This is a genomic window from Rhizobium sp. P38BS-XIX (genome assembly GCF_012641435.1).
GTDB lineage: Bacteria > Pseudomonadota > Alphaproteobacteria > Rhizobiales > Rhizobiaceae > Rhizobium.
The window spans coordinates 256,013-270,500 of the sequence record NZ_JABAIJ010000002.1; the positions used below are offsets into that span (position 1 = coordinate 256,013).

Genomic DNA, 14,488 nt, shown 5'->3' on the forward strand with positions numbered 1-14,488 from the left:
TGTCGGCGGCACCCTCAGAACCGCTTTCCTGCCGATGGTCTGCCCTCATTGCAATGTACATTTGGCGGGGGAGGGTGCGCTTCGGAACATTTCGGGCTGCCCTCGATTAGGGGCAGAGCATGCCAGAAATGTTACGAAGCACCGGTCACCATGTCCAGACGAGAGACACAAGCTGCATCGGTATTCCGAGCTTCGCCGGCACTTTCACACGGTGGATCACTTCAGGCACAAGGAGAATAAACATGCGGACCGTTGCCGAACTCTATGACAATTACTATGACGCCAAAGCAGCCGTGCAGGCGCTGGAATCCGCGGGCGTGCCTTCCGATCAAATCAGCATCGTGACGAATAAGGAGAATGGCGTCGATGTCGAAGGGCAAGGCAGCTATGCCGGCGAAGGGGCAGGGACGGGGGCTGGCGTGGGGGCAGTCGCGGGAGGCGCTGGCGGCCTTCTGGCCAGTCTTGGCATGCTTGCCATTCCTGGAGTTGGGGCAGTCGTTGCCGCGGGTTGGCTTGCGGCGACTGCCGCAGGAGCCGTGGCGGGAGCGGTTGCAGGTGGCGCGGTGGGCGGTATCGTTGGCGCGATGGTCAGAGCCGGCATTCCGGAGGACGAAGCCAATCTTTACGCCGAGGGACTGCGTCGTGGCGGGTCTGTCGTCACCGCAAAGATCGAAGATGGTAAAATGGCCGAGGTTCATACGATTCTCGATCGATCTCATCCGGTTGACATCGACCTGCGTCGATCAAGTTACGCTGAGCAAGGCTGGAGCCAATTTGATGAAGAGGCCGACCCTTATACACGCGAGCAGATCGAACAAGATCGTCAACGCTATTGCGTAGAGCGGCCCTAAGCGACTTTGATATGCAGACGGCGGCTGAGGTCGTACTTCCGATATCCTTGCCAATCAGACGTGACGTAGGAGGAAATTATGGCTTTCGAAAAGAACCCAGACAAATCGGACGCAGCCTCAGTGCCTGCTACCGAGCTTGGGCTTCCCAACCCTATACAGCCCAATGCACAGGAGGCGCCACGACTTGGTTCGGTGGATACCGAGCGCGAAGCGTATGAACGAGGCGTTGAGGACGGTAAGCGGGCCAGAATGCAGGAGAATCCCTTTCCGGACGGCAGCTCGCAGGCAAAAGCCTATGAACATGGCTACCTCGACGGTCAAAAGACTGAAATGCGGCAGGATTGAAATTTCGGCACGAAAGTTCTTCGCTAGCCGATGTGAGCCATCAGACATAGGATAGCGGAGCGGCATCTCATGTGCCCGCTTCGACGGCGTTGATGCGCCACCAGAGTTCAAATTGCGTCCCCAGTATCCTGGCACCCGGTTGGCTGTTCGTCTCATTTTTCAAGTCCTCGGCATCACCCGACTGACATCGCATCACTTGCAGCGACGTCGCTTGGAACGCTCAGCCGCCTCTCTTGCAAAAAACGGGATGACCTTCAAAGCCTGACGACAACGAGTTCGTCCAATCTTGGCAATGGAACGAACCGCGGCGGCCATTGCGATAAACGTGCCGCAGCTGCCGGGTTTTGCGACCGCCGCCGCGTTCACATTCGCATTTTGCCAGCTGACGTTGATGAGATCTGGCGCGTTTCAAGCGATTGGTCTTGAGTACGATGCGGCATTGCCATTCGTCCAATGCAGTTTCAGCTTTTGGCGCATTTGAAAAGGCAGCTGATGTGGGAAGCTTGGTGGGTGGCGTCGCTACAGGCCAGGGTTTGCTGACCGTCCACACCAGCGCGTGGCCATCGCCCGCTTGCCTTGCATGAACTCGAAAGAATACTGCCCGGAAATCGGCATTTGCCGATTTGGTGGCGCAGGGCGGGGCGAGATCGCCCAGCCCTTATCGTTCAATCACATCGGGTGGACGTTCTCGGCTTTGGATTTTCCGGTCTTGCGGTCTTGACCGATGTCGTAGCTGACAGTCTGTCCGTCGCGCAGAGATCCGCCCTGGACGGCTGAGATGTGGACGAAAACATCCGGGCCGCCATTGTCCGGCGTAATGAAGCCGAAACCCTTATCCTGATTGAAGAATTTCACTGTACCGTTTGCCACGAGATCTCCGAGAGTTTCCGTTTGAGAGATGCACACATAGACCGAACAGGCCTTGCAGACAAGTTAAGGTCGCTCTGCCGTGTTGAGCAAAAGCAGGACGACTGATCGCATAAGCCGTATCCGAGCCTGGCGACAAACGAAGTCAAAAACGGAAGGCAATTGATATCAAAGCTCGTCAAGCACGTCATGTAGGTGCACGGGGATTGGTCAAAATCGTCCAAAGTCGATTTCTCCTCGACCGCTTTGAAGATAGTGTGTGCCCCGCTAAGGAACGCTTATTGCCTGGACACTTAGATCGTGTCCGAAGGTGTCGTTCCTCTTGCATCCTTGGCCGCGAGAAGATCGCGGATTTCCGTCAGCAACCGGACATCGGCTGGTGGTGGAGCAGGCGGCGTGACGCCGGTCTTTTCATGATGTTCCACCTGATGGCGCAGGAAATTCACGCCTTTGACCATGATGAAGATAATCCATGCCAGAATGAGAAAGTTCAAAAGAACGGTAATAAAGTTGCCATAGGCAAATACGGCGCCTTGGGCACGAGCTGCAGCGAGCGTCGGCGCGTGGACAGCCGACGATAAGGGAAAGAAGTAATTTGAGAAATCAAAGCCGCCAAAGAGCGCCCCAACGATGGGCATGATGAGGTCATCGGTCAGAGACTTGACGATACCGCCGAATGCTCCGCCGATAATGACGCCAACTGCAAGATCCATGACGTTGCCGCGGGCGATGAATGATTTGAACTCGTTGAAAACACTCATTTTCAGCCTTTCGATTGGGACTACAAGGTGCCAACGACAAGCGATGCCCGTTGTTCCGATTTTATCGATGACGCCATCATGAAATTTTCTGCCTGACCTCCAGGCACGGTTGGATATGGGCGCGCAACCTTCGATACATGCGAAACCCGATCGAGGTTCTGTAATAGGGGAGTGTCAGCCAGAAGTCCGGGTGTCGTGCCGCACCCTCACTGGCTTGTCAATTTGTCGAATGACGTAAGTAGCCTCGTCGATTATGTCCGCCGCCTCAGCCGTGTCGCAGCAGTTGCCGTCGTGCGTTCGATAGCCGACGGGTTAGCGCCGGCCAGGTCAAGCCTTATTCCCGAGCATATCGATCAGGAGATTGCGCATCAGGCCATAACCGTCATGCAATGTTTCCGTTGCTGGAAGTATTTCCAGCATGCATCAAGCCGTCACGGAACCTATGGCGTTGGCACGCATTTATCGTCACTTGTCCAAACACCTGGATTAACATGCAGGAATACGATCAGAAGCGAGCCGACGCCAAGGACGCCGGAGACCGTCTCGTTGCACGTCATACGCGCGAAGATCCGTTTGCGGCGGCGTTCAAGGCGACACGCATGCCGATGATCGTGACTGATCCCAACCAGCCGGACAATCCCATTATTTTCTGCAATGCCGCCTTCGAGACGCTCACCGGGTTCTTGAGCAACGAGGTCGTCGGACGCAACTGCCGCTTTCTTCAGGGCGCCGACACCAGCCGAGATACCGTAGGACGCATCCGCGCTGCGATCGAAGCCGGATCCGACATTGCCGTCGATATTTTGAACTACAAGAAGAACGGCGAACCCTTCTGGAATGCCCTCTTCCTCTCCCCTGTCCGAGACGGCGCAAATAAGATTGTCTACTTCTTCGCCTCACAGCTCGACTTCACCAATGTAAAATCCCGGGAGGCCGATCTTGCTGCAGCGCGCCACCGCGCCGAGGCAGAAGTAGCAGCACATACTGAGAAACTGCGCTCAGCGCTCAGCGCCAGATCGCTTCTGGTCCATGAAGTCGATCATCGCGTCAAGAACAACTTGTTGACCATGGCTTCGATCGTCAAGCTGCAGACCCGAGTTACGAAGGATGAGGGGCAGAAAAGAGCCCTAATGTCGGTCTTAAACAGGGTGGAAGCTCTGAGCACCGTTCAGAGAAAGCTTTTCACGCTCGAGGATGTTTCTCGGTTCGATATTGCTGATTTTGCGAAAGAGCTTGTCACCGACCTTGTCGAGGCGGTCGGGCGACATGACATCCGGCTCACTCTCGACCTTCATCCTGTATACGTGCCAGCGGTAAGAGCAACACCCCTTTCCCTCATCGTAAACGAACTCGTCGGCGACGCCGTCCGTCGCGGTCTTCGAGACGGGGGAGGCGAGATTCATGTCGTCGTCAAACGGCTGAACGGCCACTTCCTGATCCGCGTGGAAGATGCGTCCATTCCGGTCGAAGTTGATGAAGAAAGTGCGGAGATCGGAAGGATTCTTCTTGAGACCTCGGCGAGACAGGTCGAGGCGACAATCGATAAGCGCACCGAAGGCCAAAGGACGATCGTTGACGTTACCTTACTCGTCGACACAGAGGAGAATTCACATTGAAGGTAATGATCGTCGAGGATGAAATGTTGATCGCCATGGAGCTGGAGAATGAGGTCGAAACGGCTGGACATCAGGTCGTCGGCACAGCGATGAACCGTCATCAGGCGTTCGACCTTGTCGAAAGGGAGCGGCCGGACTTCGCCTTCGTGGACGTTCACTTACAGGACGGTCCGACGGGACTCGATGTCGGCAGGGACATCGCGGCTCGCGGCATTCCCTACGTCTTCGTTAGCGGCAATATCAAGCGGATTCCAGAGGACTTTGCTGGCGCGCTCGGTGCAATCGAAAAACCCTATACCATAAATGGCATGAAGAATGCGCTCGACTATATCTCCGCCGTCGTGGCGGGCGATGAGGATGTCACGCCGCCGGTGAGCCTGGTACTGGCTGCAGATTGGGAGGCGATCTCAATGCGAAGACACAGGTGACTATCCTGAGAGAATAGAACGCCTGATGTCTGGTTCCGGGGTCGCTCGCCGCCTGGCACGACCATCGAACGCCAAGCTTCAGGGGTAGCGTGTCGAGACAAGCCGTCGACCGGCCGACTATCTTTCGATACGAAGGATGGGCGCCCCGTCGGGTGTCGTTCGGCAGCTGAACGGAATTATCTGAAATTCTGTCGATGACAAACGGTTGCCGCAAAACTGTTACCGGCGGGTGTGCCCGCATAATTTAAATGGTCTCGGCCGAGAGGTCGAGTGCTGAATGTGACATAACCCATCAAGATGAAGATCGCTGATTTGTTTCTAACGACAGGACCCTGTCGGAATGTGGAACGTGAGGGCGGCACTCATAAGACTGGCACAACCGCTGCCTCAAAGTCTTGCCTGTTCGGTGTCGTGTTGTGGAAATCGAATTCGCATCGAACCAGCGATAGTGTCGACACGGTTAGGGGCGCAACGAGTTTTAACCGATAGGTTCCCTCAGATGACATGTACTCAACTTGCGGCGAACCAAATGTATGACGCTTGTACGGTTGAGCGGCCAATGGCCGGGCGGGCGCCTGGTGATATAGGCGGCTTGGTACGCTGAATGGGCTGCATTATGCCGGTCGTGCCTTTAGGGTATTGCTAGCGCCTGACCCGAAAACATGCTTCGGCGGCAAAATATCGGGGCTTCATAAGAGCCACCCTCCAACGCCGTTTGACGATCCAGTTGCATCTGTAAAATCCCAGGCCGCGCATTGGACCTTCACTCGGGAGCCGAAGCCACCTATCCGCCAGACCAGAGCGTTGCGCTTTGAAACTCTTCGTCGCCATAAGCTTCTGCGAAAACCCAGCCGAGCAACCAAGATAGATGCGCCGCAAATATGATCACTCTGACTAAAATGAAATCAAACGGGCGGGCCATCACTCAGCGTCCTCGGTAAACACGCGTTCTGTTCATAGCGATTTCACCGGCTGTGGCGAATTCACCAAAAAGCTGCCGGAGGTAATATTCATCGCTCGCGCTCAGATCGTTTTTTTGGCAATAGTCGGTGATGCGCCAAATCTTGAGCGACGCGTCGATTCTATTCAACTCTGGATCTACGCGCTCTGTCATCCGGCCCTCCATCAATGCGATAACGCGGTTTCTTATCGAAATGCGCAAATGCCCAGAGACGTGCATTGTTCCGTGGTAATGCAGACTTTGACTAAAATTGAATCGTTATAGTTATCGGAGACTTAACTGTGGCCACGCGTTACGCCTGCTGGGCGCGTTCTCGCTAGTAGATCAGGCGCCGCTGGCCTAACGTCTTCACATCAAGGCGCCAGCGGAAGCCGGAGGCGGAGGGTAGCAGCGCTTCGGGGGTAGTCCTTTCCGGACCCAAACTGCAATACAGCCGATCGATTCCGGCAATCGGGTGGTGCGCCGGCGTCACGCCGTCGAGACGGGACCACCTTGTATGCCGTCTGCTGATCAGCGCGTATCTGCAGACTTGGCGCGATCGAGAAGACAAGTGCGGTGATGGACAGAGCGACCTGAGAATTCGCTCTTTTGTGGCAAGATATCCCTACCTTGCCTACCATCAGGTTGAAATAAAGCCCTTTTAGCCCTGCAGCCCATTCTCATTTTAGGGAGGCTGGAACCTTACAATCGCCCGAGCATTTCCATATCGGACGGTGTGAACGCATCCTGCTTTGATAGAAGCGCCTTTGCCGAGCCAGCCACTGGCAGCGCTGTCCTAATTCGTTTCAAGGAGGTTTTGTATGCCGGACCAAAAAGCGATCGTTGAGGTTGTCGCCATTGAGGGCGAGGAACGAGTTCCCGTAGGCATTGTCAGTGTAAAGCAGGCGTTGGAAATGCCGACGCGCGACGGGGTAGAGTACTCCCACCCCGATCACGAGGCGGGTGCCACGGACGTGTTCGTCACTCAGCAAGAGCTTTCGCAACTGACATAGGTGAGATCAAACTCTGCGCAGATACCGAACTCCGTCACTGAAATTCATTTCCACTATCCAATTTCGAGCGCCTGAGGGGCAATACCCATATGGATGGCCAAGCTGCTAGACATGACGCTGCTGCGGCAGTCGTCTGAGCCGTGAGCGATAATCTCGCGATCAATGTCATCAGAGATGCAAACCGATTTCTGGAAACTGCTGACGTTGTGCTACGGGACCTAACGTCGGCTATGACCTTCCGAAGAGCGGCAGTTGCTATGAAGGCATCGACACGTCCTATCCATCACGCCGACCAGATAGGAAACCGGTCGACCACCTTCACAGCGCAAAGGATGCCTGTCGAAAGCGCGAAACTCGATCAAGTCGATCAATCGGCGACCCATTGGACATCTATCGGGTTGACCTCATCTCCGTCGCTATTTCACCAGATGCACATTATCGTTCGGTTGAAGAACTGAGACGACCCAAATAAGACGATACATTAGGCGTTGAACCTAGCAACAGACCTTTCCACTGAGAAAAATGATGCAACAAGACAGCTCGCATGCCGCGCCGCCCCCGCCCGTGCCTCCAGAAATGGACCAAGTCACCGCTGATTTGACGACTGAGCAAATAGAGGATGCTCGAAGAGCCTATCTTCTCAAAAGGTTCTGGATCAGCGCGCGTGGTTATTGGGGTACCGGCGGCGATCGCTTTGCGTGGATTTCCACGACGGGACTGCTGATTTTGATCGCTGTCAATGTTGCCTTTCAGTACGGCATCAACGTCTGGAATAGAGGACTTTTTGACGCGATTGAGCAGCGTAATGCACCGAGCGTTTATTACTTGGGGGCGGTGTTTCCTCCACTCGTGCTAGGCAGCGTCGCAGTTGTAACCGTCCAGGTTTACGTTCGCATGCTTATTCAGCGCCGGTGGCGTTCCTGGCTAACAAAGGAACTGATTGCGCGATGGCTTGCTAACGGACGATATTATCAGCTTAACCTAATCGGCGGTGACCACCAAAACCCGGAGGCACGCATTTCTGAAGACATGCGCGTCGCGACCGAATCTCCTGTCGATTTTCTTGCAGGCGTCATTGCCGCTTTTGTATCTGCGTCGACATTTATCGTGGTCTTGTGGACGATTGGGGGCGCCTTAGAAGTAACGATCGCTGGCTGGTCTGTGACAATCCCTGGTTTTCTTGTGGTTACCGCGGTTCTCTATGCTTTGATCACCTCCGGATCCATCACGTTCATAGGCCGGAGATTTGTACGTGTTTCCGAGGCAAAAAACCAAGTGGAGGCCGAGTTTCGCTATAGCCTGACACGCGTTCGGGAAAATGGCGAGAGCATAGCCCTTCTCGGTGGCGAGGACGAGGAACGAAACGACCTGGCCAAGACGTTTGCGAGTGTGCGCCAGCGGTGGCGACAATTGGCCCACCAATACATGCGCACGACCTTGGTGTCACAGGGTTCGATGTTGGTGGCACCCGTTATTCCAGTACTGTTATGCGCCCCGAAATTTCTGGACGGCAGCATGTCGTTGGGGCAGGTGATGCAGGCCGCCTCGGCCTTTACGATCGTGCAAAGTGCATTTGGTTGGCTGGTTGACAATTATCCGCGGCTTGCCGACTGGAATGCGTGTGCGAGGCGTGTTGCTTCTTTGATGATGTCGCTCGATGGATTGGAGCGTGCGGAACAGAGCCAATCACTGGGACGGATCAAACACGGCGAGACTGAGGGCGAGATCGTACTCAGCCTCAACGATGTCTCGGTTTCGCTTGGAGATGGAACAGCCGTCGTAAAGGAAACCCAGGTCGAGGTCGGTCCGGGGGAGCGCGTCCTCGTCGCGGGGGAATCAGGATCTGGAAAAAGTACGCTCGTTCGTGCAATTGCTGGCCTTTGGCCCTGGGGTGGCGGCAGCGTCAATTTCCATCCCGATAGCCAAATGTTCATGTTGCCTCAGCGCCCGTATATCCCTTCTGGTACTCTCCGCCGCGCGGTCGCTTATCCAGGGCCAGCCGATAGCTGGACTGAGGACGAAATCGGGTTGGCGTTGGAAAAGGTGGGTCTTGGCCACCTGCGAGAGAGGATCGAGGACGACGCGCCTTGGGACCACACGCTGTCTGGGGGCGAAAAACAACGCCTTGCCTTTGCTCGTCTGCTGCTCAACGATCCTGACATCATCGTGCTCGATGAAGCAACCTCTGCTCTCGACGAGAAGACGCAGGAAAAGATTATGGAGATGATGATAGGGGAATTGCCTGACGCAACCATTATCAGCGTGGGCCACCGAGCTGAATTAGAGGCTTTTCACAGCCGCAAGATCACACTGGAGAAGAGGGACGGAGGCGCGCGGCTCGTCAGCGACGTCGATTTGGTTCCTTATGGCAAGGGGCGGAACGTCTTGACGCGGCTGGTCAAATACTCGCGCAAACTTCGGTAAGCATCAAACAGCATCATCTTTGGTAGGGCGAGTATGCGCGCGGCAAGCTGCACGCGGGTGGATCTTACGTTTGGCTCTCTAGGCCTTTTCCTGCGGGGACGTCTGGGCGGAGGGATTTCTTTCCGTCGTCCCGATGTTGGATAGGATGCTTGTATCGAGCATTCAGAAGTTCTGGGCCTGCAGCGTGATGACGGCGGTGAGGCGGCGTGCGCGCCCAGACTGCCGTTCCAGAACACGCCCTTGCCCAGTTCCAGCGAGGCATAGGGACCGGCCAGCCAGCCATTGCCGGTCAGCTCGGCATCCTGATCGGTCGGATCGGTCATGCGGTCGTAATGGAAGGACAGGCCGACCAGGGCCTTTTCCGACAGCAGATAGTCGACGCCCATGTTGACCATGCCGAAGCTGCCCCACTTGCTGGTGCTGTCCTTCTTGCTCTTGTCGTCATGGGTGAGGAAGGCGTCGCTGATCCAGAAGTTCGGTTTGGATTGGGTGTTGGCTCCGGAACTGGCCGACGGCCCTATACACGGGCGCCGTAGACTGCACACCTTCCGATGATCGATCTTTGGGGCATATGCCAGACCGGCAGGTTAGCGAGCGCAAGGGTGCGCGCATTCCCTCGAAATTTACAGAGACTTCGATCAAGCTTCTGACCAATCGAACGCGACGCATGTCTTCGACGGCTTCAAAGGGTCGCATTCAGTTTACCCTCCGCCACGCTCTCGACAACGAGGCCTCCGGCGGCATTATCCTTACGATTGTCTCCGTCCAGGCGATCATCAGGGCGAATTCACGATCGGTTGCAAGCCAACATCGTTCACGAGTTGGAAATTGGTGTCCGGCACGGGATTTTGCCTGGAGTATTCGTGATTTCACTTCGCGCCCCACTGCTCAGAACCGCTTGTTGTAAGTCCGCCACGGTTATCCAGGAATGATTTCGAGGCCTCGAGATTTCCGCCCCTTCGCACCTGCACAAAGCTATAGATGCGGCTAGCTTTGGATCGAAGCGCTCGAACAGAGCGCCAATGAAGCATCATAGATTGGTTCCAATGTACCGAGCGCTCGTCCTCATATTCGTTTCCCTTTCGATATCCGCTTGCGCCCGCCCAGGCCCGTCTACGCTCCGAGTTGTTGCTCCGGTACAGGGGGCTAAAGAGATTACCGTTCTGGTAGCGACGGACCGCGTTCCAGATCCTCCCACTCCAGGCTTCAAATCCGGAAAGTCGGACCGCCTCCACTACAGGCAGGTCACAGTGTCGATCCCGCCGAACCACAAGGTGACGGAAATCGAGTGGCCCGGCGAAAACCCCGATCCCAAAAAAACGTTCGCCGTCGTGAAGACGAGAGATCTCGACCGCGATGAATTCCTGGCGCTGGCCAAGCAGGTCAAGCCCAAGTCGCCCGTGGCACCTGGCGTTGGCATGTTCATCCATGGCTATAACTACACCTATCAGGAGGCTTTGTTCCGCCTGGTCCAGATGAGCGCCGATGCCGGGGAATTCCAGGCATCCGTGCTCTTCGACTGGCCGTCTCAAGGCGCGCTAACCGGGTATGTCGCGGATCGCGACGCCGTGGCCTACGCCCGTGACGACCTCGTGCATGTTTTACATGACCTTGGGCACAGTGACATCAGGACGACAATGCTCGCCCACAGCATGGGATGTCTGCTGACAATGGAGACATTGCGGCAGCTCAAGATCACGGGCGACGACCGCAGCCTCAAAAATATCGAACGGGTCGTCCTGGCGGCCCCTGACGTCGATATCGATCTCTTCCGAAGGGACGTCGCGACGATAGGACGCCTGAGAAAGCCGATCATGGTGCTTGCGGCTAAAGATGACCGCGCGCTGGCACTTTCACGCCAGTTGAGCGGCTCGACAGCAGCGGGAGCTCTCGACGTCAGCGATCCGGCCGTCCAGGAATTGGCGAAAAACGATAACCTCCAGATCATCGATATCTCGTCCCTTAAATCCCTCAGCAGCACGAACCATGATCGCTTTGTCTCGTTCGCTGCCGCCTACCCTCAACTTCAGAAGTCGAACGCGAACCAATCCGGGTCGCTCGCAGGAGCAGGTGCCTTGGTTCTCAACGGTGTAGGAAATGTTATCTCCGCACCGTTCAGGATCACCAGCGCCGCGCTGACCAAATGAGAAAAAGAACAGCCTATCCAGCAGGCTGCTCTTGTGCTCATATCCCCTGAAGTCTGGATGTGGAGGCGCCGCCACCGACAGTCCTTTTGGGGATCGGATCGAAGATCGATCTTAACTCACGACGAAATGCGGAACAAACCGGACATACCCGTGTCCGCCACCGCGGCAGAGACGTGTTCCCAACCTGACTTCCAGCTATCTGGTGAGGATTTTGTCTGATATGCCCGCGCAGTGGCGATTTCGTAACGGCGCGTAGTTGGTTGGTATCTCTTCAAGAACAGTTGACGCGCGTCTGAAACTCAAGGCGCGCACCGTAGCCATATCGGGCCCCCAAAAGCAGTTTAGATGTTCACCGGCAGCCGCGTCATCTGGTCTAGTTACCAGCGTGTAATTCTGAAGCCTACCTGAAATGGACGGCGCTGGGTGTCGTTCTCTTGATGCTAGGTAGCGCCAGCGCCCGGCATCATGTTGACGTTCAGGTTGTGAATAATCAACATGGAGCCGAGGACCACGAGGCCGACGACAAACACGCCGAACGCCAGCGCCAGCACGTTGTTTGTATCGTCGGGACCGCTGGATATATGCAGAAAAAAGACAAGGTGTACGCCCATTTGTCCGATAGAAGGGCGGCCAGGAGCAACGGAACCGCAGGGGAATATATAAGATCGGTCTGGGCTGCCCAGAACGACGCCAGCGTCAGGATGAAGGCCAGGGCCAAGCCAACGACGTAGCTCTTGACCGGGGCCTTTCCCTACCCGGCCTTGCCCGGAGCCCTTACCTGTCCATCGCGTTGGCTTGTGCGTTGATCAACCATTAGCTTGCTCCAAGATAGACGATGGTAAGAATACCCACCCACACGATGTCGAGCGCGTGCCAGAACAGGCTAAAGCAGAAGAGACGTCTTACGACCATCTCCCGCAATCCGAGCGTGGCGATCTGCGCCATCATCGTGACAAGCCATAACAGCCCTGCCGTCACATGGAGATCATGCGTTCCCATAAGAGCGAAGAAGGCGGACAGAAAGGCACTTCGCGTGGGTCCCGCACCGCGCGCCAGCAAGTCCATGAACTCGCTCAATTCCAGTCCAACGAATGCGACGTCGAGCGCGAAGGTTCCAGCCGCGGAAGCGTGGATCAGAGAGCTTCTCCTGATCTCGACACCCAAGGTCATCAAGCCGCAAGTGAAGCTCGATAGCAAAAGGCATGTCGTCTCTAAAAATGTGTGAGCGCGGTTGAAGAGCTCAGGCCCGGCTGGTCCATCCGCAGTCGATATAGATAGAACCGCGTAGGCCGCGAAGAGCCCAGCAAACACGATGATATCGCTGAGAAGAAATAGCCAGAAACCAAAACGGGCAACCATTTCCTTGGAAGATCTTTGTAGGCCGCCTCGTCCAATAGGTTGCCACTGCCCGAGCCTTGCTCGCCCAGTTCTTATACAGGTCGGGCGAAAGTGACTGTACGTCGAATACCGTGTCGGAAAACCCTTCTCCGCTAAACTGTGCGGACAGCCCACGATAGGTTCCCGCATGTTGAATTTTCAGATTGAGCTGGGTCACCATCCCGGCCATCGCATAGATCTGGCTGCCCAGCCGGGGGATGAGCAGACTATTCATCACCGAGGCCGACGTAATCGACAAGTGCACGGGGCGATCAATGGGGACGACGAGATGATTGATCGTTGCGACGCCTTCGTCCGGGTAAACGAACAGCCATTTCCAGTCGAGCGAGATCGCCTGTACGTTGATGGGCTTCCTGTAGGAGGCGATAGGCTTGAAGGGATCAAGTTGGTGCGTCCCAAGCCAGGTAATTCCAGCGAGGAAAATTACCACCAGAGTGGGCACAGACCAAATGACAAGTTCGACGCGGCCAGAATAGGTCCATTCAGCGCGATAGCGGGCCTTCTGGTTACTTTCGCGAAACCACCAGGCAAATCCGACCGTCCCGAGGATGACCGGGATGACAACCCCCGAGCATGATTGTCGTAGCGTCAAGAAGGATCTGCGCCTCGGATGCAGCGATCGGACCCTCTGGCGCGATGATTCCGCTTGTGAACATTGACATTTTTCTATCGCCTAAAGTTGATTTCGGCGTGGGACTGTAATTCGCGGCATCCCGTACAAACCAAGTTTCAAGGCACGTCTGGTAAACATCACTATGCACGGGAACTTTGCTTCACCCGTCCGGTTCGGAAACACCATGCTCCCTACTGTTTTGCTGAGGGCAGCGCGCTCGCGGAGTTGAAATGATCAAAGAGAAACCGAAACCCTACCGACCAATGATCACCTTTGTCGTGGCGATTTTCCTGATTGCCTGCGGTCTGGCGGTCTGGTTCTCCTACCAGGTTCACCCAGGCGATCCGACAAGGCCCGCTAGCTCAGACTCCGCGACCGCACATTAACTACCTGGCATCATAATCGAATTCCTCAGGTATGAGCTATGAACGCTTGATCCGCCGGCGCTTTCCGGTGAAGTTCGAAACGCCGTGCCGACGAGCATTACTTGGAGGTCAGCCCCTCGACCCGCGTCAGGTGCATGTGGAGGTCAGGAACGATCTTGCCGGCGACATTCCTGAGCTGCCCATCTGGACCACTTTTTGAAAAACTTTCAAACAGTGTGAGTGCATCCTGGTGAACTGTCAGCTGTGTCGACAAATAAGCTTGGTCAAGATTGGCAGGATCGCTGTCTTGGAGGGCCTTAACCTTTTGCTGATGCTCAGCATCGAGGCTGGTCGGGAAGGGGATTCCGTCCTCCTTCGCCGCCTCTATAAGTAGCAACGCAGCTTTCTCATGATCCTTGAGCATATCCCGTGCGAATTGCCTGGCGTCGTCAGCCTTACCTTTTGCAAGCTCGACTTTGGCCGCTTCGATCTCGAACATGTTGGCCATCGAGACCTTGGCGGCGAAGTCAATCGACTTCGCTCGGCCGGCGTCTTCGGCAAACGTGTTCGTCGTCACCAGTGTGAGCAGGGCTATGGAAGAAAGAAGCCACTTCATATCTACCTCGACAGTCTTTGTTCGCCTATAGCATTGGGCCGCTGCTCGAACCTTGATCCGTCTGCGAAGTTCCCTTGAAATCCGCGTGTTGGAGGACAACACCG

At 55.7% G+C, this 14,488-nt stretch carries 14 protein-coding genes and 1 pseudogene; 7 read left to right on the forward strand and 8 right to left on the reverse strand.

The window, feature by feature from the left end; translation table 11 throughout:
* Positions 1-242 precede the first annotated feature (242 nt).
* Together HGP17_RS10290 and HGP17_RS10295 are read left to right on the forward strand one after the other, a co-directional pair.
* Complete coding sequence (locus HGP17_RS10290) at positions 243-851, forward strand: general stress protein (protein ID WP_168808552.1); 609 nt, start codon at positions 243-245, stop codon at positions 849-851.
* A gap of 78 nt (positions 852-929) precedes the next feature.
* The gene (locus tag HGP17_RS10295) at positions 930-1,196 is read left to right on the forward strand and encodes a hypothetical protein (protein ID WP_168808554.1); all 267 of its coding nucleotides are present in this window, start codon (positions 930-932) and stop codon (positions 1,194-1,196) included.
* A gap of 669 nt (positions 1,197-1,865) precedes the next feature.
* On the opposite strand, the gene HGP17_RS33575 is transcribed toward HGP17_RS10295, so the two are convergent.
* Together HGP17_RS33575 and mscL are read right to left on the reverse strand one after the other, a co-directional pair.
* Complete coding sequence (locus HGP17_RS33575; RefSeq protein ID WP_168808556.1) at positions 1,866-2,066, reverse strand: cold-shock protein; 201 nt, start codon at positions 2,064-2,066, stop codon at positions 1,866-1,868.
* A gap of 290 nt (positions 2,067-2,356) precedes the next feature.
* Positions 2,357-2,824, reverse strand: coding sequence for a large conductance mechanosensitive channel protein MscL (mscL, locus tag HGP17_RS10305; RefSeq protein ID WP_168808558.1), 468 nt, complete (start codon positions 2,822-2,824; stop codon positions 2,357-2,359).
* Between the two features lie 491 nt (positions 2,825-3,315).
* Here mscL and HGP17_RS10310 point away from each other — a divergent pair, with 491 nt between their 5' ends.
* Both HGP17_RS10310 and HGP17_RS10315 read left to right on the forward strand, forming a co-directional pair.
* A complete protein-coding gene (locus HGP17_RS10310) occupies positions 3,316-4,440 on the forward strand; it encodes a PAS domain-containing protein (RefSeq protein ID WP_168808559.1) in 1,125 nt (374 codons plus the stop codon).
* Complete coding sequence (locus HGP17_RS10315; RefSeq protein WP_168808560.1) at positions 4,437-4,868, forward strand: response regulator; 432 nt, start codon at positions 4,437-4,439, stop codon at positions 4,866-4,868. The genes HGP17_RS10310 and HGP17_RS10315 overlap by 4 nt, the downstream gene beginning before the upstream one ends.
* Positions 4,869-5,793: 925 nt before the next feature.
* Here the strand turns inward: HGP17_RS10315 and HGP17_RS10320 are convergent.
* Positions 5,794-5,982, reverse strand: a complete 189-nt coding sequence (locus tag HGP17_RS10320) for a hypothetical protein (protein ID WP_168808561.1) — start codon at positions 5,980-5,982, stop codon at positions 5,794-5,796.
* 647 nt (positions 5,983-6,629) lie between these two features.
* Here HGP17_RS10320 and HGP17_RS10325 point away from each other — a divergent pair.
* Positions 6,630-6,821 (forward strand): hypothetical protein, encoded by a 192-nt coding sequence (locus tag HGP17_RS10325; protein WP_168808562.1) that lies wholly within the window; start codon positions 6,630-6,632, stop codon positions 6,819-6,821.
* A 576-nt stretch (positions 6,822-7,397) separates the two neighbouring features.
* Positions 7,398-9,245, forward strand: coding sequence for an ABC transporter ATP-binding protein/permease (locus HGP17_RS10330; protein ID WP_246704050.1), 1,848 nt, complete (start codon positions 7,398-7,400; stop codon positions 9,243-9,245).
* Here HGP17_RS10330 and HGP17_RS10335 read toward each other — a convergent pair.
* Positions 9,185-9,790, reverse strand: a complete 606-nt coding sequence (locus HGP17_RS10335; RefSeq protein ID WP_348648908.1) for a hypothetical protein — start codon at positions 9,788-9,790, stop codon at positions 9,185-9,187. The genes HGP17_RS10330 and HGP17_RS10335 overlap by 61 nt on opposite strands.
* Positions 9,791-10,495: 705 nt before the next feature.
* Here HGP17_RS10335 and HGP17_RS10340 point away from each other — a divergent pair.
* Positions 10,496-11,392, forward strand: coding sequence for an alpha/beta fold hydrolase (locus HGP17_RS10340; RefSeq protein WP_168808564.1), 897 nt, complete (start codon positions 10,496-10,498; stop codon positions 11,390-11,392).
* A 440-nt stretch (positions 11,393-11,832) separates the two neighbouring features.
* Here HGP17_RS10340 and cyoD read toward each other — a convergent pair.
* The 4 genes and pseudogenes from cyoD to HGP17_RS10360 form a co-directional block, all read right to left on the reverse strand.
* Positions 11,833-12,122: pseudogene (gene cyoD, locus HGP17_RS10345) on the reverse strand (cytochrome o ubiquinol oxidase subunit IV); the annotation flags it as partial.
* Between the two features lie 83 nt (positions 12,123-12,205).
* Entirely contained in the window at positions 12,206-12,751 is a 546-nt protein-coding gene (locus HGP17_RS10350; protein WP_168808565.1) for a cytochrome c oxidase subunit 3, read from the reverse strand.
* Positions 12,633-13,382, reverse strand: coding sequence for a cytochrome ubiquinol oxidase subunit II (locus HGP17_RS10355; protein WP_168808567.1), 750 nt, complete (start codon positions 13,380-13,382; stop codon positions 12,633-12,635). The genes HGP17_RS10350 and HGP17_RS10355 overlap by 119 nt, the downstream gene beginning before the upstream one ends.
* A gap of 504 nt (positions 13,383-13,886) precedes the next feature.
* On the reverse strand, positions 13,887-14,384 hold the full coding sequence (locus HGP17_RS10360; protein WP_168808569.1) for a DUF4142 domain-containing protein: 498 nt from the start codon (positions 14,382-14,384) through the stop codon (positions 13,887-13,889).
* Positions 14,385-14,488: the final 104 nt, after the last annotated feature.